The organism is Longimicrobiaceae bacterium (assembly GCA_035936415.1).
In the GTDB taxonomy this organism is placed as follows: Bacteria; Gemmatimonadota; Gemmatimonadetes; order Longimicrobiales; family Longimicrobiaceae; genus JAFAYN01.
Genome location: DASYWD010000145.1, coordinates 1 through 16,549 on the forward strand (window position 1 = coordinate 1; position 16,549 = coordinate 16,549).

At 71.4% G+C, this 16,549-nt stretch carries 12 protein-coding genes and 19 tRNA genes; 27 read left to right on the top strand and 4 right to left on the bottom strand.

What is annotated here, in order from left to right; translation table 11 throughout:
* Positions 1–403, top strand: a 403-nt coding sequence (locus tag VGR37_05555) for a hypothetical protein (protein HEV2146862.1), incomplete at its 5' end; no start/stop codon positions are given.
* Between the two features lie 81 nt (positions 404–484).
* Here the strand turns inward: VGR37_05555 and VGR37_05560 are convergent.
* A complete protein-coding gene (locus VGR37_05560; GenBank protein ID HEV2146863.1) occupies positions 485–1,198 on the bottom strand; it encodes a hypothetical protein in 714 nt (237 codons plus the stop codon).
* A gap of 184 nt (positions 1,199–1,382) precedes the next feature.
* Between VGR37_05560 and aspA the strand changes: the two genes are divergently transcribed.
* Both aspA and pabB read left to right on the top strand, forming a co-directional pair.
* A complete protein-coding gene (gene aspA, locus VGR37_05565; GenBank protein HEV2146864.1) occupies positions 1,383–3,281 on the top strand; it encodes an aspartate ammonia-lyase in 1,899 nt (632 codons plus the stop codon).
* Entirely contained in the window at positions 3,278–5,074 is a 1,797-nt protein-coding gene (gene pabB / locus VGR37_05570) for an aminodeoxychorismate synthase component I (GenBank protein ID HEV2146865.1), read from the top strand. The genes aspA and pabB overlap by 4 nt, the downstream gene beginning before the upstream one ends.
* Before the next feature lie 15 nt (positions 5,075–5,089).
* On the opposite strand, the gene VGR37_05575 is transcribed toward pabB, so the two are convergent.
* Positions 5,090–5,707, bottom strand: coding sequence for a cation transporter (locus VGR37_05575; protein ID HEV2146866.1), 618 nt, complete (start codon positions 5,705–5,707; stop codon positions 5,090–5,092).
* Between the two features lie 85 nt (positions 5,708–5,792).
* Here VGR37_05575 and VGR37_05580 point away from each other — a divergent pair, with 85 nt between their 5' ends.
* From VGR37_05580 to VGR37_05590, 3 genes are read left to right on the top strand one after another with little or no spacing between them, the layout of a single operon-like run.
* Positions 5,793–6,125 carry a metalloregulator ArsR/SmtB family transcription factor gene (locus tag VGR37_05580; protein HEV2146867.1) on the top strand — a complete coding sequence of 111 codons (333 nt, stop codon included), beginning with the start codon at positions 5,793–5,795 and terminating at the stop codon, positions 6,123–6,125.
* A 17-nt stretch (positions 6,126–6,142) separates the two neighbouring features.
* Positions 6,143–8,110 (top strand): TonB-dependent receptor, encoded by a 1,968-nt coding sequence (locus VGR37_05585; protein ID HEV2146868.1) that lies wholly within the window; start codon positions 6,143–6,145, stop codon positions 8,108–8,110.
* The gene (locus tag VGR37_05590) at positions 8,100–9,164 is read left to right on the top strand and encodes an aminopeptidase (protein ID HEV2146869.1); all 1,065 of its coding nucleotides are present in this window, start codon (positions 8,100–8,102) and stop codon (positions 9,162–9,164) included. The genes VGR37_05585 and VGR37_05590 overlap by 11 nt, the downstream gene beginning before the upstream one ends.
* On the opposite strand, the gene VGR37_05595 is transcribed toward VGR37_05590, so the two are convergent.
* On the bottom strand, positions 9,161–10,315 hold the full coding sequence (locus VGR37_05595) for a rhomboid family intramembrane serine protease (protein HEV2146870.1): 1,155 nt from the start codon (positions 10,313–10,315) through the stop codon (positions 9,161–9,163). The two genes, VGR37_05590 and VGR37_05595, sit on opposite strands and share 4 nt — an antisense overlap.
* A gap of 323 nt (positions 10,316–10,638) precedes the next feature.
* Here VGR37_05595 and leuS point away from each other — a divergent pair, with 323 nt between their 5' ends.
* The 21 genes from leuS to VGR37_05700 all read left to right on the top strand — a co-directional run bounded on the left by leuS (position 10,639) and on the right by VGR37_05700 (position 15,926).
* Positions 10,639–13,194: a leucine--tRNA ligase gene (gene leuS, locus VGR37_05600; GenBank protein HEV2146871.1), complete on the top strand. Its 2,556-nt coding sequence runs from the start codon at positions 10,639–10,641 to the stop codon at positions 13,192–13,194.
* A 269-nt stretch (positions 13,195–13,463) separates the two neighbouring features.
* A tRNA-Met gene (locus tag VGR37_05605) sits at positions 13,464–13,537 on the top strand.
* Between the two features lie 56 nt (positions 13,538–13,593).
* Positions 13,594–13,666, top strand: a tRNA-Phe gene (locus tag VGR37_05610).
* An 11-nt stretch (positions 13,667–13,677) separates the two neighbouring features.
* Positions 13,678–13,750, top strand: a tRNA-Trp gene (locus tag VGR37_05615).
* A 15-nt stretch (positions 13,751–13,765) separates the two neighbouring features.
* Positions 13,766–13,838, top strand: a tRNA-Glu gene (locus VGR37_05620).
* 34 nt (positions 13,839–13,872) lie between these two features.
* A tRNA-Thr gene (locus VGR37_05625) sits at positions 13,873–13,945 on the top strand.
* Positions 13,946–13,959: 14 nt separating this feature from the next.
* Positions 13,960–14,031: transfer RNA gene (locus VGR37_05630), tRNA-Glu, on the top strand.
* Between the two features lie 89 nt (positions 14,032–14,120).
* Positions 14,121–14,193 (top strand) — tRNA-Gly (locus VGR37_05635).
* 23 nt (positions 14,194–14,216) lie between these two features.
* Positions 14,217–14,290, top strand: a tRNA-Asp gene (locus VGR37_05640).
* Between the two features lie 33 nt (positions 14,291–14,323).
* Positions 14,324–14,396, top strand: a tRNA-Ala gene (locus tag VGR37_05645).
* Between the two features lie 14 nt (positions 14,397–14,410).
* Positions 14,411–14,494 (top strand) — tRNA-Tyr (locus VGR37_05650).
* Positions 14,495–14,510: 16 nt separating this feature from the next.
* Positions 14,511–14,584: transfer RNA gene (locus tag VGR37_05655), tRNA-Val, on the top strand.
* Positions 14,585–14,595: 11 nt separating this feature from the next.
* A tRNA-Ala gene (locus VGR37_05660) sits at positions 14,596–14,668 on the top strand.
* 17 nt (positions 14,669–14,685) lie between these two features.
* A tRNA-Thr gene (locus VGR37_05665) sits at positions 14,686–14,757 on the top strand.
* A 57-nt stretch (positions 14,758–14,814) separates the two neighbouring features.
* Positions 14,815–14,887: transfer RNA gene (locus VGR37_05670), tRNA-Gly, on the top strand.
* 6 nt (positions 14,888–14,893) lie between these two features.
* Positions 14,894–14,966 (top strand) — tRNA-Gln (locus VGR37_05675).
* A gap of 12 nt (positions 14,967–14,978) precedes the next feature.
* Positions 14,979–15,065: transfer RNA gene (locus VGR37_05680), tRNA-Ser, on the top strand.
* A 12-nt stretch (positions 15,066–15,077) separates the two neighbouring features.
* A tRNA-Ser gene (locus tag VGR37_05685) sits at positions 15,078–15,163 on the top strand.
* Between the two features lie 71 nt (positions 15,164–15,234).
* Positions 15,235–15,308, top strand: a tRNA-Pro gene (locus VGR37_05690).
* 8 nt (positions 15,309–15,316) lie between these two features.
* Positions 15,317–15,400 (top strand) — tRNA-Ser (locus VGR37_05695).
* Positions 15,401–15,494: 94 nt separating this feature from the next.
* Positions 15,495–15,926: an Ig-like domain-containing protein gene (locus tag VGR37_05700; protein HEV2146872.1), complete on the top strand. Its 432-nt coding sequence runs from the start codon at positions 15,495–15,497 to the stop codon at positions 15,924–15,926.
* Between the two features lie 83 nt (positions 15,927–16,009).
* On the opposite strand, the gene VGR37_05705 is transcribed toward VGR37_05700, so the two are convergent.
* A partial coding sequence (locus VGR37_05705) for a hypothetical protein (GenBank protein ID HEV2146873.1) occupies positions 16,010–16,549 on the bottom strand: 540 nt, incomplete at its 5' end.

Sequence of the window (16,549 nt, forward strand, 5' to 3'; positions counted from 1 at the left end):
CGCGGAGACGGTGCGGGTCGCGGACGAGTTCGCGGCGAAGCACCGGGAGCGCATCGCGGTCCTGGAGGAGAAGGTCCGCGTGGCGGAGGCCGAGCGCGACCTGCGCAGGCGCGAGGTCGCCGAGATGTCGCGGCAGTACAAGGAGGCCGACGCCAACCGCTTCGCCATGGTGGCCCGGCTGCGGACCGCGCGCGCCCAGGGGCGGATGGGCGCGGGCCCGGATGCCGGTTTCGCCTTCGACGGCCTGGACCGGGCCGCGGAGGAGATCGGCCGGCGCACCGCCCACGCCGAAGCCATGGAGGAGCTGGCCGACCTGGACGCCCCGCCGCCCCCGCCGCGCCCCTCGGCCGCCGACGTGGAGGACCGCCTCCGCGAGCTCAAGCGGCGGATGGGGCAGGAGTAGCCCCCGCCGGGTCCGGCCGGGAACGAGAGAGGCCCCGCCTCCCCATGCGGGAGGCGGGGCCTCGTTCTGCCTGCCGCCGGCTCAGAACCAGCCGCGGTCGTAGCCGCGGTTGCGGTCCGACGCGCCCCAGCCCGTGCGGCCGGTGCGGAGGTCGCCGCGTTCCTGGTACGGGTCGTAGTTGAGCCCGTGCATGTACCCGCGGTCCATGTCGCGGTCCGCGTCGGCGCGGTAGACCATGTCGCGGTCGTAGTTCATGTTGGAGCCGGCGCCGTACGGGCGGCGGTCGAAGTCGCGGTCGTAGTTGTGGTACTCGCCGCGCATCACCCGCATGGGCGTACGGCTCGTCCGGTCGCCGAACGGGTCGCCGTTGTCGGTCTGCCAGCGGCTCTTGTAGTCGCGGTCGTACCGGTCCATGTCGGTGGCCCCGTACCGGCCGCGGTCCATCATGTCGCGGTCGTAGTTCCACGCGCCGCCGGTCCCCATCCCGCGCCCCGCGTGCCAGCCGGTGTCGCGGTCGAAGGTGTCGCGGTTGTCGCCCTCCAGGCGGTTGTAGCCCGGGCGCTGCCAGTTCCCGGCCCCGTACCCCCGGCCGGCGTTCCCGAAGTCACGGTCGTACGCCGTGTCGCCGTACGCGCCGCCCCGGTACCCGTAGCCGCGGTCGGTGTCGTTGTCGTCTCCGGTGAGCCGGTTCCAGCCCTGCCGCATCCGGTCCCCCAGGTCGCGGTCTCCGCCACGGTAGGTGCTGCCGCCGCGGTACCCGTAGTCCCGGTCGTAGCTCCGGTCGAAGATCGCCATAATTGCCTCCTTTTCTCGAGTTCAACGCCCGCCCTGCCTTCGCCCGGCGGGTGTCCAGGGGGAGCACCGGAGGCTGCAAGCTCCGGGCCATCCCGGGGGGTGGGCTTGTCCGCCGCGGCCGCTCCCCCTACGTTTCGCCGCTTGCAACGGAAATGAATTCCTGCCATCGACTTGAGCGCCCCCGATGACCCAGTCCGCGGCTTCCATCCTCGCCTCGCATCCGCTCTTCCACGCGCTGGACGAGGACGAGGTCCGCTTCCTCGCCGAGCGCGCCGAGGTGAAGCGATGCCCCGCGGGATCGTACGTGTTCCGGGAGAGCCAGCCGCGCCGCTCGTTCGGCATCCTGCTCGGCGGGAGGATCGAGATCGTCAAGGGGCTGCGCGGCCGTCCCGAGGTGCTGCACGTGCTCGTCCCCGGGGAGTCGTACGGGGAGGGGAGCCTGCTGGACGACTACCCGCACTCCACCTCCGGCCTGGTGGCGAAGGACGTGGAGGTGCTGGAGGTCTCCCGCGAGCGCGCGCAGGAGATCGCCCGGGCGCGCCCGGCGCTCTTCGGCAAGCTCGCGACCGCCGCGGCGCAGGTGATCTCCTCACGGCTGCGCCACGCCAACCTGCGCCTCTCCGGGCGCGGGGTGGGGTACCTTTCCGGCGAGCTGCGCACCGAGAGCGACCTGCTCGGCGAGCGGCACCTTTCCGTGGACCTGTACTACGGCGTACAGACGCTGCGGGCGGTGGAGAACTTCCCCATCACGGGGATCCCCATCTCCCAGTACCCGTACCTGGTGCAGGCGCTGGCCGCGGTGAAGGAAGCGGCCGCGCTGGCCAACCGCGACCTGGGGATCCTGGACCCGGCGGTGGCGGACGCCATCGTGCGCGCCTGCCGCGAGATCCGCGACGGGCGGCTGCACGAGCAGTTCGTGGTGGACGTGGTGCAGGGCGGGGCGGGGACCTCCACCAACATGAACGCCAACGAGGTGGTCGCCAACCGCGCGCTGGAGCTGGTCGGGCGGCGCAAGGGCGAGTACGACGTGGTGCACCCCAACAACCACGTCAACCTCTCCCAGTCCACCAACGACGTGTATCCCACCGCCGTGAAGATCGCCGCCGTCTGGGCGCTCCGGGAGCTGGTGGGCGCGCTGGGGGAGCTGCGCGAGGCCTTCCTCGACAAGGGGCGCGAGTTCGCGGACGTGCTGAAGATGGGGCGCACCCAGCTCCAGGACGCGGTGCCCATGACGCTGGGGCAGGAGTTCGCCGCGTACGCCGTCACCATCGGCGAGGACATGGACCGCCTGGGCGAGGCCGCCGCGCTGATCCGCGAGATCAACATGGGCGCCACCGCCATCGGCACCGGGATCAACACCGACCCGCGCTACGCCGCCACCGTGCGCGAGCGGCTGGCGGAGGTGACCGGGCTGGAGCTGATCACCGCGCCGGACCTGGTGGAGGCCACGCAGGACACCGGCGCCTTCGTGCAGCTCTCCGGGGTGCTCAAGCGAGTCGCCGTGAAGCTCTCCAAGATCTGCAACGACCTGCGCCTCCTCTCCTCCGGGCCGCGCGCCGGGCTCAACGAGATCAACCTCCCGGCCATGCAGCCCGGGTCGTCCATCATGCCGGGGAAGGTGAACCCCGTCATCCCCGAGGTGGTCAACCAGATCTGCTTCCAGGTGGTGGGGAACGACCTCACCATCACCATGGCCGCCGAGGCCGGGCAGCTCCAGCTCAACGTCTTCGAGCCGGTGATCGCCTTCAACCTCTTCCAGTCGGTGGACATGCTCACGCGCGGCGCCGTGGTGCTGCGGGAGCGGTGCGTGGTGGGGATCACCGCCAACCGCGAGCGGCTGCTGGAGATGGTGCACCACTCGATCGGCGTCGTCACCGCCCTGGTGCCGTACATCGGCTACGAGCGGTCCTCCGCCGTGGCGAAGGAGGCGCTGAAGACGGGGCGGGGGGTGTACGAGCTGGTGCGGGAGAAGGGATGGCTCTCGCAGGAGCAGCTCGACGACATCCTGTCTCCGGAGGCCATGACCCGTCCGCGCACCATGCCCGCGGAGATCCCGCTGCCCGTGGAGCCGGCGGGGAGGTGACGTCCCGGCCGGGGGCCGAAGCCCTGACCGACCGGGCCCCCTCCGCAGAGCCTCTGGTCCGCTTCGACTCGCTGGACCCCGCGCGCGGACCGCGCTCCCTCCGCTTCTCCGGCCACCGGGCGACCCTCGCCGCGGACGGGCTGGCGGAGGTGCTCCCCGTCCTGCAGCGGGTCGAGGAAGCGGTCTCGCGGGGGCTCCACGCCGCGGGCTTCCTCGCCTACGAGGCCGCCCCGGCCTTCGATCCCGCCCTCGCCGTCCACCCCGCCGACCCGCGGCTTCCGCTCGCCTGGTTCGCCCTGTTCGAGGCGCGCGAGGAGGTCCCCGCGCTGCAGGGGGTCCCCGACGAGCCCTTCTCCCTGGGCGAGTGGACCCCTTCGCTCGGAGCGGAGGCGTACGCACGGCGCGTGGCCGCCATCCGGGAGCTGATCGCCGCGGGCGACACCTACCAGGTCAACTTCACCCTGCGGCTCGACGCCGCCTTCGCGGGGAGCGATCTGGGGCTGTACGGGGCGCTCTGCAGGGCGCAGCGGAGCGCGTACGGGGCGCTGCTGCGGCTGGGCGGCCTCTCGGTCGTGTCCGCGTCGCCGGAGCTGTTCTTCCGCTGGTCGGAGGGGGAGCTGGAGCTGCGGCCCATGAAGGGGACCCGGCCGCGCGGGCGCTGGGAGGACGAGGACGCCGCGCTCGCCGCCGAGCTGGTGGCATCGCCCAAGGAGCGGGCGGAGAACCTGATGATCGTGGACCTGCTGCGGAACGACGCGGGCCGGGTCTCCGAGTGGGGCTCGGTGCACGTCCCCCGGCTGTTCGAGACCGAGCGGTACGAGACGGTGCACCAGCTCACCTCCACCGTGCGCTCGCGCACCGTCCCCGGCACCGGCCTCGCCGACGTGCTCCGCGCGCTCTTCCCCAGCGGCTCCGTCACCGGCGCGCCCAAGGTGCGGACGATGCAGATCATCCGCGAGCTGGAGGACGGTCCGCGCGGCGTCTACACCGGCGCCATCGGCTTCGTGTCACCCGGGGAGACCGTCTTCAGCGTGGGGATCCGCACGCTGCTCGTGGACCGGGCGCGCGGCCGGGCGGAGCTGGGGGTGGGGAGCGGGATCACCTACGACGCCGGGGCGGAGGCCGAGTACCGCGAGTGCCTGGACAAGGCCCGCTTCGCCACGCACCCGCCCGCCGACTTCGAGCTGCTGGAGACGCTGCTGTGGGAGCCCCCCGGCGGATGGTTCCTGCTCGGCGGCCACCTGGACCGGATGGCCGCCTCCGCGCGGTACTTCGGCTTCCGCTTCCACGAGGAGCGCGTCCGGGCCGCGCTGTCCGACACCGTCTCAGGCTCTCCGGACGGTCCGCTGCGCGTCCGGCTCCTCCTCGCCCGCGACGGCGAGGTGCGAGCAGAGACGTCGCCGCTCGCGCCCACGCCGACGGCTCCCGCCCGGGTCGCCCTCTCCACCCGGCCGGTCGATTCCCGCGACCCGTTCCTCTGCCACAAGACCACGCGGCGCGAGGTCTACACGACCCGCGCCGCGGAGCGCCCGGACTGCGACGACGTGATCCTCGTCAACGAGCGGGGGGAGGTCACGGAATCCACCATCGCCAACGTCGTGGCGCGCATCGGCGGCGCGCTCTGGACACCGCCGCGCGAGGCCGGCCTCCTGCCCGGCGTCTTCCGCCGGCACCTGCTGGAAACGGGCGAGGTCCGCGAGCGGCCGCTCCGCCCGGAGGACCTGCGGGACGCGGAGGAGCTCTACCTCGTCAACTCGGTCCGCCGCTGGCGGCGCGCCGAGCTGGTCCCTTGAGCCTGCCCCGCAGCCCTAGCACGAGCAGAGCTTCCCTTCCGTGATCGTCTCCCGCCCCTCCCTGAACAGCAGCGCCGCGATCAGGATCCCGATCACCGGGTCCGCCTGCCAGAGCCCCAGAGTCTGGTTCAGGATCAGCCCGAGCAGCACCGCCGCCGACATCCCCATGCAGGCCAGCGTCTGCTTGGAGTCCGCCGCCAGGCTCCGGCTCCCCATGCGCTCCGCCGTGCGCCGCTTCGCCAGGTAGAGCGCCGGCATGACCACCAGCGAGACGACGACGATGGCGATCCCCAGCCCCGTCGGCTCCGGCCGCTCACCCCCGAGCAGCTTCTCCACGGATTCGTAGAGCACATAGGCGCCCAGGATCCAGAAGGTGTAGCCCACCAGCTTGAGCGCCCGCTCCTCGCGCTTCTCCGCGTCGCACGAGGCGGCCTCCCCCTGCGCCCCGCCGAAGCGCCAGATCATGACGCCCCCGGAGAGCGACTCCACGAAGCTGTCCAGGCCGAACCCCACCAGCGCGACGCTCCCCGCGAGAGCCCCGGCGACCACCGAGACCAGACCCTCCACGAGGTTGTAGGCCACCGTGAAGTAGGAGAGGCGGAGCGCCCGCGTGCGAAGCTGTCCATCCGTCATCTCGCGTCCCTCGGTTCCGCCGTGGTTGACCTTTCGTCCGGGAGGTAATATATCAGTATTCGCTGATGTGAACCAAGGAGGCAGGATGCTGCTCGCGGACACACGACAGGACGCCGCCCTCCGGGCGAAGCTGTTCCGGGGACTCTCCGACCCGTCGCGCCTCGCGATCCTGGAGGCCGTGCGCCCGGGGCCGCGGAGCGTCGGCGAGATCGTGGACGCCACCGGGCTCGGCCAGTCCAACGTCTCCAACCACCTCGCCTGCCTCCTGGGCTGCGGCCTGGTCGCCCGGGAGCAGCGCGGGCGCCACGCCTTCTACCGCCTGGCCGACGAGCGCGTGGACGCCCTGCTCGCCCTGGCCGACGCGCTGCTGGCGGACGTCGCATCCGGCGTGGGCGAATGCCCTCGCTGCGCTTCCTGAACGCTCGATCCCATCCGATGCACATCCATTCTCGCCGGCTCACCCCCGGGCGGCGCCTCCTCGTGCTGCTCGGCGCGATCCTCCCGGCCCTCGCGACCGGTCCCCGGGCCGCCGCGCAGGAGCCCGCGAACGAGCACGGAAAGGAGCTGGAGGGGATCGTCGTCACCGCCATGCGCAGCGAGCAGCGGATCGAGGACGTGCCGGTTCGGGTGGAGGTGCTGGGGCGCGAGGAGGTGGAGGAGAAGATGCTGATGACGCCCGGCGACATCTCCATGATGCTCAACGAGACGAGCGGCCTCCGGGTGCAGACCACCTCCCCCTCCCTGGGCGGGGCGGGCGTCCGCGTGCAGGGGCTCCGGGGGCGCTACACGCAGATCCTCTCCGACGGGCTCCCGCTCTACGGCGGCCAGAGCGGCGCCCTGGGCCTCCTGCAGATCCCACCGATGGACCTGGAGCAGGTGGAGGTGATCAAGGGCGCCGTCTCCGCCATGTACGGCGCCTCGGCGCTCGGCGGCGTGGTCAATCTGGTCTCCCGCCGCCCCGGCGACGAAGCCGACCGGGAGCTGCTGCTGAACGCCAGCACGCTGGGCGGCGCCGACGCCGTCTTCTGGTCGTCCGGCCCGCTCGGCGAGCGGTGGGGCTACACCTTCCTGGGGAGCGGCCACCGGCAGGGCCGCGCCGACGTGGACGACGACCGCTGGGCCGACCTCCCCGCGTACCGCCGCGCCGTGGTCCGCCCGCGCTTCTTCTGGGACGGCGGCGAGGGCCGTTCGGTGTTCTTCACCGTGGGCGCCACCGCCGAGGAGCGCGAGGGCGGCGGCCGGGTGCCGGGCGGCCTCGACTTCACCGAGGCGCTCCGGACGGGGCGGGTCGACGGCGGGGTGGTGGGGCGCTTACTCCTGGCGGGCGACCGGCTCCTGACGGTGCGCGGCTCGGCCATGGCGCAGCGCCACGACCACCGCTTCGGCCCCGTGCGCGAGCGCGACCTGCACGCCACCGGCTTCGGGGAGGCCTCGCTGGGCGGGACGGCGGGGGCGCACACCTGGGTGCTCGGCGCCGCGCTGCAGCAGGAGCGGTACGACGCGCGCGACGTGGGCGGGTTCGACTACGTGTTCACCACGCCGGCCCTCTTCGCGCAGGACGACTACCGCCCGTCCGAGCGGCTCGCGCTCACGGCCAGCGCGCGGCTGGACGCGCATGGCGAGTACGGCCTCTTCCTCAGCCCGCGCCTCTCCGCCCTCGTCCGCCCGGCGGAGGGGTGGAGCGTGCGGGCCTCCGCGGGGAGCGGCTTCTTCGCTCCCACCCCGTTCACCGAGGAGACGGAGGCCATCGGCCTCGCCCGCGTCGTGCCCCTGGAGGACCTGGAGGCCGAGCGCGCGCGCACCGCGTCGCTCGACGTGGGCCGCACCGCCGGCCCGTGGGAGCTGAACGCCACCCTCTTCGGCTCGGTGGTGCGGGACGCCGTCCGGCTCCTCGCGCGCGACATGGGCTCCGTCCTCCTGCTCCGCAACGTGGAGGGCGAAACCCGCACCTGGGGGACGGAGCTGCTGGCGCGCTGGCACCGCGGCCCGCTGCACCTCACCGCGACGCACGCATGGGTCCGCTCCACCGAGCCCGACGTGGAGCAGGGCGGGAGGCGCGTGGTCCCGCTCGTCCCCCGCCACGCGGCGGGGGTGGTGGGGATGTGGGAGGACGAGGGGAACGGACGGGTGGGGGTGGAGTTGTACTACACCGGCCGGCAGGCGCTGGAGGACAACCCGTACCGGGCGGAGGGCCAGCCCTACCTGGTCCTGGGGCTCCTGGTGGAGCGGCGGGTGGGGCGGGCACGCGTCTTCCTCAACGCCGAGAACCTGACCGACGTGCGGCAGACGCGCTGGGACGCGCTCCTCCTCCCGTCGCGGAGCGCCGAGGGGCGCTGGACCACGGACGCCTGGGCGCCGCTGGAGGGGAGAGCCCTGAACGGAGGGATCCGACTTGACTTCTAGGACGCGCACGGCCCGCGCGCTGGCCGCCGGGCTGCTCCTCGCCGCGGCGGCCTGCTCGCCGACCTACGTGATCCGGGCCGGAATCGAGGAGGCGAAGATCCTCAGCCGCCGCCAGCCCATCGCGCGGCTGGTGGAGGACCCCGCCACGCCCCCGGAGCGGCGGGCCAAGCTGTCGCTGGTGCTCCAGGCGCGCACCTTCGCGGACCGCCACCTGGGGCTCGCGGCCGGGGAGAGCTACACCACCTTCTCGCAGCTCGACTCCGACACCCTGGCGCTGGTCCTTTCCGCCGCGCACCGGGACCAGTTCCGCGCCCACACCTGGTGGTTCCCCATCGTGGGGCACGTCCCGTACAAGGGGTTCTTCAGCGAGGCCGCCGCCCGGCGCGAGATCCGCAAGCTGGAGGAGAAGGGATTCGACACCTACCTCCGCCCCACCGCCGCTTTCAGCACCCTGGGGTGGTTCAACGACCCGCTCGTCTCCCCCGTGCTGCGCTACGGCGAGGTGGACCTGGCGAACACCGTGATCCACGAGATCTTCCACAACACCCTCTACCTGGCGGGCGAGGCGCAGTACAACGAGAGCCTGGCCAACTTCGTCGGGTCCCGCGGCGCGATCGAGTTCTTCTGCCGGAGGGACGGGCCGGAGTCGCCCACCTGCCGGCAGGCCCGGGGCGCGTGGGAGGACGACCTGCTCTTCGGGCGCTTCATGGAGGAGCTGGTGGCCGAGCTGGAAGCGGTCTACGGGCGCGCCGACCTCACGCGCGAGCAGAAGCTCGCCGCGCGCGAGGAGGTGTTCGCCCGCGCCAAGCGCCGCTTCGCGGAGGAGATCCGGCCGCGGCTGCAGGTGCAGAGCTTCGCCAGCTTCACCAGCACCCCGCTCAACAACGCCACGCTGATCTCCCGGCGGCTCTACTACGGCCGGCTGGAGCTGTTCGAGCAGGTGTTCCGGTCGCGCGGGGGCGACCTGCGGCGCACCGTGGACGACATCGTGGCCGCCGTCCGCGGGGCCGACGACCCGTACGCGCGCACGGAAGCGCTGCTGGCGGGGAGCTAGGCGAGGCCGAGCATCCGGGCGGCGGCCCAGGCGCAGGCCGCGACCACCACCGCGAGCGCCGCCCGCCCCGCCGCGGCCGTCCACGCGCGCTTCCCTTCGGGGCCGTCGTCCGGGAGCCACCCGAGCGCCGCGCCTCCCAGGAGGCCGCCCAGGTGCGCCCAGTTGTCCACGAAGGCGAACCCCAGCAGCCCCAGCACCGCCGTCGCGCCGACCGCGTAGCGGATCCGGTGGAGGAAGTCGTCCGGGAACTCGGCGGGGCGCCGGCCGGCCCGCACCCCCAGGAACCCCACCAGCCCCAGGATCCCCCCGGAGGCGCCCACCGAGGCGGCGGGCGACAGGAGGAGGCTGAGGACGCTCCCCGCCAGCGCCGCGACCAGGAACACGAGGGGGAGGCGCCAGCGCGGGGCGTGCGCCTCCACGAAGCGGCCGAGGACCAGGAGCGCGGCCAGGTTCATCCCCAGGTGCAGGAGGCCGCCGTGCAGCATGGGGCCGGTGAGCAGGCGCCAGGCCTCCCCGGCCCACACTGCCTCCTTCACCAGCCCCGCGGCCGCCACGGCCCGCTCGTACGCGAACCCCTCCGCCAGGAAGACGGCCCCCAGCGCACCGGCCAGCAGCCGCGTGAGCGGCGCCGGCCGCGAGTAGGCCCAGGCGGCGTGCCGCTCGTTCTGGCGCTGCTGCGCGAAGGTGCCGGCGTCCACCCGCTTCGCGCGGCGAAGGGCGTAGATGCTGTCCAGGAGCCAGAAGCCGGCGAGCGCTGCCAGCAGGAGCGCGCCGGGACTGGAAGTGGGGCTCGGCACGATCGGGAGCAGGACGAAGGCCCCGGCCACCCCGAGCACGGCCAGCGCCGCGAGCCCCAGCCGCTGCTGCGCCTCCTCCTCCCGGCGGCTCCGGAGCCCCTCCACCAGGAACGGCACCTCCTCCGGGCGGACGGTCCCCGCCGTTTCGGGCGTCCACACGGCGGGGGTGCCCGGGTAGGTGCGCACCCACTCCAGCAGCTCCTCGCGCGTGCACGGGTGCGGCCCGTCCGCGAGCACGTAGCCGTACTCGGCGCCCTCCGGCGGGTCCCACCGGGCCGGCGGGTCGCGCCGCCAGGAGGGCAGGGGCGGCGCCGGGGGCTGCCCGGGTGCGCTGGGCGGCTGCGAACGGATCAAGCGGAGGCTGGAGCGAGGGGGTGGCGGGACGGGCGGAGCGTGGTCAACGATACGGCGCTGCGCCGGGAGGTGGAAGGGCGCACACGTCGGCCCCGGATCCCGCCGGGGCGGAGCGGCGGTCCCGGAGCACGGCGCTCCCGGGACGCGTGGACCGGAGGCCCCGCGACGGGGTACACCCCATCGGGCCGGGGCGTCCCGGAGCGGCGCCGGCCCTTGTGAATTTCGGCAGCGGCCGTAAGTTTTCGAAACAGGCACCGGAGCCGCCGGCGGAAGGTTCCCCCCCCCGCCGGCGGTTCGTCTTGCAGGTCTTTCCAGGACGATCTATGAGCGACGCGACGCACGTCACCGACACCTACAATCCGCAGGAAGTCGAGCGGAAGTGGCAGGATCGTTGGGAGAGCGACGGCACCAACACCTACACGGACGCGGAGCTCCGCAAGGCGGGTGTGCAGGGGCGCCCCTTCTACAACCTGATGATGTTCCCCTATCCGTCCGCGGAGGGGCTCCACATCGGGAACATCTACGCCTTCACCGGCGCGGACATCTACGGCCGCTTCAAGCGGCTGCAGGGGTACGACGTCTTCGAGCCCATCGGCTACGACGCGTTCGGGATCCACTCCGAGAACTTCGCGCTGAAGCAGGGGATCCACCCCATGGAGCTGATCCCGCGCAACGTGGCGCGGTTCGAGAAGCAGCTCCGCCGCGTGGGCTTCATGTACGACTGGAACCACACGGTCGACACCACGGCGAAGGACTACTACCGCTGGACGCAGTGGATCTTCCTCCAGCTCTTCAAGGCCGGGCTGGCGGTGAAGAAGGAAGCGGCCGTCAACTGGTGCCCCTCGTGCAACACCGTGCTCGCCAACGAGCAGGTGGTCGGCGGGGAGTGCGAGCGGTGCGGCACCCCTGTGGAGATGCGGAACCTGTCGCAGTGGTTCTTCAAGATCAGCGACTACGCCGGGCGGCTCCTGGACAACCTGGCGGAGCTCGACTGGTCCGACACCACGCGGAAGGCGCAGGAGAACTGGATCGGCCGGAGCGAGGGTGCCCAGCTCGTCTTCCCCGTGGTGAGCGAGTCCAGCAACCCCGAGACCGACGACGGCTCGGAGGTGGTGCGGCAGGCGTTCCGGCACTTCCTCACCGCCGACCAGATCGTCTCGCGCTGGCAGGAGCTGGACTACCCGGCCATCCAGGTGTTCACCACCCGGCCGGACACCGTGTTCGGCGCCACCTACATGGTGCTGGCCCCCGAGCACCCGCTCGTGGACCGGATCACCACCAGGGAGCGGCGCCGCGCGGTGGAGACGTACCGCCGCAAGGCCGCCAAGAAGGACCTGGTCGCGCGAAGGAAGGGCGACAAGAAGAAGACCGGGACCGACACCGGCGCGCGGGTGCTGAACCCGGCCACCGGCAAGGAGATCCCGGTCTGGATCGCCGACTACGTGCTGATGGACTACGGCACCGGCGCCATCATGGCGGTCCCCGGCCACGACGAGCGCGACTACGAGTTCGCGAAGCAGTACAAGCTCCCCGTGGTGCGCGTGGTGGCCCCCGAGGGGACCGGGGCCGACGAGCCGCTCGCCGAGGCGTACACCGGTCCCGGGCGGCTGGTGAACTCGGGCCACTTCGACGGCATGGCCGTGGACGAGGGGAAGCGCGAGGTCACCGCCTGGCTCGCCGAGCGCGGCGCCGCCGAGCAGCGCACCAACTACCGCCTGCACGACTGGTGCATCTCGCGGCAGCGGTACTGGGGCCCGCCCATCCCCATCCTGTACTGCGACGAATGCGGCGTGGTCCCGGTCCCCGAGGAGCAGCTCCCGGTGGAGCTCCCCTTCATCGAGGACTTCAAGCCGGACGCCTCGGGCGTCTCCCCGCTGGCCCGGCACAAGGAGTGGTACCTCACCGGCTGTCCGCAGTGCGGCGGGATCGCCCGGCGCGAGACCGACGTGTCCGACACCTTCCTGGACTCGGCCTGGTACTTCCTGCGCTATCCCTCCGCGGGGAACGAGCGGCGCGCCTTCGAGCCCTCGCTCACGCGCAACTGGCTCCCGGTGGACACCTACATCGGCGGCAACGAGCACGCCGTGCTGCACCTGCTGTACGCGCGGTTCGTCACCATGGTGCTGCACGACCTGGAGTGGATCGACTTCGAGGAGCCGTTCACCCGGTTCCGCGCCCACGGCCTGATCATCAAGGACGGGGCGAAGATGTCGAAGTCCAAGGGCAACGTCATCGTCCCCGACCAGTACATCGAGGACTACGGGGCGGACACCCTCCGCGCCTACCTGATGTTCCTCGGGCCGTACCAGGAGGGCGGCGACTTCCGCACCACCGGGATCGCCGGGCCGTACAACTTCCTGAACCGCCTGTGGGACGCGGTGCTCGGGGCGGAGGACCGCCCGCTGGAGGCGGCCGTCGAGCAGAAGCTGCACGCCACCATCAAGAAGGTGACGGAGGACCTGGAGGCACTCTCCTACAACACCGCCCTCGCGGCGATGATGGAGTACCTCAACGTGGTCCGCGCCGGCGGGCGGACCGCCGAGCGCGCCGCGGTGGAGCCGCTGGTGGTCCTCGTCGCCCCGTTCGCCCCCCACCTGGCGGAGGAGCTGTGGGAGCGGCTGGGGAACACCGGGTCGGTATTCCGGGAGGCCGCCTGGCCGGAGTTCGACCCGGCCAGGGCGGTCTCCGACACGGTGGAGTTCGTGGTGCAGGTCAACGGGAAGGTGCGCGCGCGGATGCCGATGCCCCGGGGGATCTCCGAGGCCGACGCGCGCGAGGCCGCCCTCGCCGACCCCAACGTGCAGCGCTTCCTGGACGACAAGCAGGTGCGGAAGACGATCTTCGTCCCCGACCGGCTGGTCAACTTGGTCGTAGGGTAGTTTCCACGACCAAGTAGCCGTTCCACCTGGTCGTGGGGTAGGGGACGGCGGGAGGGAGTGCGGAGTGCGAAACGGCGCCCCCACCGGGAGGTCCCGGGGGGCGCCGTTTTCGTCGGGCGCCGGCTCCGTCCGGCGCCACGCGGCCGGGGGGGTACCGCTCCGGCGCGGATGGTGTATATTCGTCGGCTCGCGGACGGGGCGGCCCGGGCGCGGCGGGGCAAAAAGGGGTTGACGAAGGGGCTGGACGGTGCTATTATTGTTCTCCCTGTCGCGGGGTGGAGCAGCCTGGTAGCTCGTCGGGCTCATAACCCGAAGGTCGCGGGTTCGAATCCCGCCCCCGCTATGCAGTTGGAACGAGCCGCCGAAGTCGGGCGGATTTTTGTTGGGTAGGAAGGGTCCGGCCAGGTAGCTCAGTTGGTAGAGCACACGACTGAAAATCGTGGTGTCGGGGGTTCGACTCCCTCCCTGGCCATGGCAGCACGGACGGCAGTAGCTCAATTGGTAGAGCACCGGTCTCCAAAACCGGCGGTTGGGGGTTCGATTCCCTCCTGCCGTGCTGAGAAGTCTCGACGCCGCTATCGTCTAGGGGACTAGGACGCCGCCCTCTCACGGCGGAAACCGGGGTTCGAATCCCCGTAGCGGTACTTCGGAAGGTCCATCGCCGGTGGGTCCATCCGTGCTCACATAGCTCAGCCGGTAGAGCACTTCCTTGGTAAGGAAGAGGTCATGGGTTCGAGTCCCATTGTGAGCTCTGAAAGCGAGTGGGCTCCCATCGTCTAACGGTCAGGACGCCACTCTTTCAAGGTGGAGACCGGGGTTCGATTCCCCGTGGGAGCGTCGACCTGGTCCCGCATCGCGGGCTCCGCCCGGAGGTTGGCAGGGGGGGCTGGAAAAATCGGGCGGGGTTGGTTAGATTGAACGACTACGCGGGCATAGCTCAGTTGGTAGAGCGCAACCTTGCCAAGGTTGAGGTCGCCGGTTCGAGCCCGGTTGCCCGCTCTGCACCGCCGGAAGGGCGGTGAGGGGCCGTAGCTCAGTCGGTTAGAGTGCCGGACTGTCACTCCGGAGGTCGCGGGTTCGAGTCCCGTCGGCCCCGCTCGTTGGGAACTTGACAATTCAGGTCGGGTCTGGGGCCGTAGCTCAGTTGGGAGAGCGCTTGAATGGCATTCAAGAGGTCAGGGGTTCGATTCCCCTCGGCTCCATTCGTACGTGATCTGGTGGGGTGGCCGAGTGGCTAATGGCAGCAGACTGTAAATCTGCCGGGCTTCGCCCTACGTAGGTTCGAATCCTACCCCCACCACTGCTGGACGCACGCCGGGCGGTTAGCTCAGTTGGTTAGAGCGCTACGTTGACATCGTAGAGGTCACAAGTTCGAGTCTTGTACCGCCCACTCGTCCGTACGGGGCCGTAGCTCAGTTGGGAGAGCGCTGCAATCGCACTGCAGAGGTCAGGGGTTCGACTCCCCTCGGCTCCACTTGGGACCAGACGGGCGCCACCGTAGCTCAGGGGTAGAGCACTCGATTCGTAATCGAGCGGTCGTCGGTTCAAATCCGACCGGTGGCTCTGGTCGGCCGAAAGGTTGATCTTCTCCGGCGGATGGTTTAAATTCGGCGGCGAGATGCGGGAGTAGCTCAGTTGGTAGAGCATCAGCTTCCCAAGCTGAGGGTCGCGGGTTCGAGCCCCGTCTCCCGCTTGTCGGTGCCCCTTGGTGTAATTGGCAACACGCCTGACTCTGGATCAGGAAAGTCCAGGTTCGAGCCCTGGAGGGGCAATTGCAGTTGCAGGGAGAGGTGGGTGAGTGGCTAAAACCAACGGTTTGCTAAACCGTCGTGCCCAAAAGGCACACGCGGGTTCGAATCCCGCCCTCTCCGCTCCTTGCTAGAGGACCGGTGTCCGAGCGGCTTAAGGAGCACGATTGGAAATCGTGTGGGGTTAACAGCCCTCGTGGGTTCGAATCCCACCCGGTCCGCTGGTTGCAGAACGGTTCGGTTGTTGCGGTGGTGACGGGCAGTACGGTCCACTGGCTGGGACCGAAGACTTCGGGACGTGGCTCAGCCCGGTAGAGCACTCGCTTCGGGAGCGAGGGGTCGCCGGTTCAAATCCGGCCGTCCCGACTGAAGTTGGAGGCGTAGTCCTAACTGGTAAGGCACCGCACTCGAAATGCGGCGCGGGCAACCGCTTGGGGGTTCGAGTCCCTCCGCCTCCGCTGTGCCGGACCAAACGGTTGAAAAGCCCTCCCGCTCCTCGAGCGGGAGGGCTTTTCTTTTGGCCCCCGTCCACCCCCAGCGAAAGGCGCCGGAATGACGCATCGGTCCCTCGCGTACCCCGTCTCCCGCAGCTCCGCGGTCCGTGCCGCGGCCGCGCTCGCGCTCCTCGTCCTCGCGGCCGCGTGCGACGGTCCGACCGATCCCCGGCCGGATCGGAACCCTCCCGCGCTCGTGGAGGTCGTCTCCGGCGACGACCAGAAGGGCGCGGCATCCACCCTCCTCCCAGCGCCGCTGGTGCTCCGGGTCAGGAACACGAGCGGGCAGCCGGTGCGCAACGTGGAGGTGCAGTGGACGATCCGCTCCGGCGGGGGCTCGCTGAGCGCGATCTCCTCGCGGACCGACGATGCGGGGGAGGCGAGCGTCCGCTGGACGCTGGGTCCGGGCGTGGGGCCGCAGGCGGTCGACAGCGGGGTGCTGGGCGTGAAGTTCGTGACGTTCCAGGCCACCGCGACCGCCGCGCCCTGAGTGCGGACGCTGCGCGACGAAACGAAGCCCCCGCGTCCGGGATGGACGTGGGGGCTTCGTCGTTTCGACCTCCGGGAGTGGCCTCAGGCCTTCGCCGCCCGCTCCTCGCGCAGCCGGTCCACCTCCTCGGGTGTCCACTCGTGGAGGAAGGCCACCTCCGCCCGCAGCTCGGGGAGCCCGGAGCGGAGGCACTCCGCACGGCGCTCCTTCGCCGCGAACGCCACGCCCCGCGCCTCGTCCCAGCGCCCCGCGTCCATGTAGGCGGTGATCAGCATCTCGTAGGCGAGCGCGTGCGGGTACACGCGCAGCAGCTCCCGCAGGCGGGGGATCGCCTCCGTGCGGGCCTGGGGGGAGGCCACGTCGATGGCGAGCAGCTCGTCCGCCACGTCCTGCCGCCGCTGCAGCAGCTCCGTGATGTCCGCCGGGTAGGTGTCCGCGCGGTACTCGCCCAGCGCGTGCCCCGGCGGGTCCCCGCGGCCGAAGAGCGCGTCCATGATCGATGCGTTCGGCGGGAGGTCCTCGCCCGCCTCCTCGCCGGCCATCCGCTTCTTCAGCCAGTACCGGATCCCCATCGTCTTCCTCCCCGCGTGGCGCATGGACGTGCGAAGCGCCCGCCGCGGCGC

Coding starts and splice junctions, on each gene's coding strand:
- VGR37_05560 (HEV2146863.1), bottom strand. CDS start 1,198: ATGGCGATCTTCGACCGGAGCTACGACCGGGACTACGGGTACCGCGGC.
- aspA (HEV2146864.1), top strand. CDS start 1,383: ATGACCCAGTCCGCGGCTTCCATCCTCGCCTCGCATCCGCTCTTCCAC.
- VGR37_05575 (HEV2146866.1), bottom strand. CDS start 5,707: ATGACGGATGGACAGCTTCGCACGCGGGCGCTCCGCCTCTCCTACTTC.
- VGR37_05580 (HEV2146867.1), top strand. CDS start 5,793: ATGCTGCTCGCGGACACACGACAGGACGCCGCCCTCCGGGCGAAGCTG.
- VGR37_05585 (HEV2146868.1), top strand. CDS start 6,143: ATGCACATCCATTCTCGCCGGCTCACCCCCGGGCGGCGCCTCCTCGTG.
- leuS (HEV2146871.1), top strand. CDS start 10,639: ATGAGCGACGCGACGCACGTCACCGACACCTACAATCCGCAGGAAGTC.
- VGR37_05700 (HEV2146872.1), top strand. CDS start 15,495: ATGACGCATCGGTCCCTCGCGTACCCCGTCTCCCGCAGCTCCGCGGTC.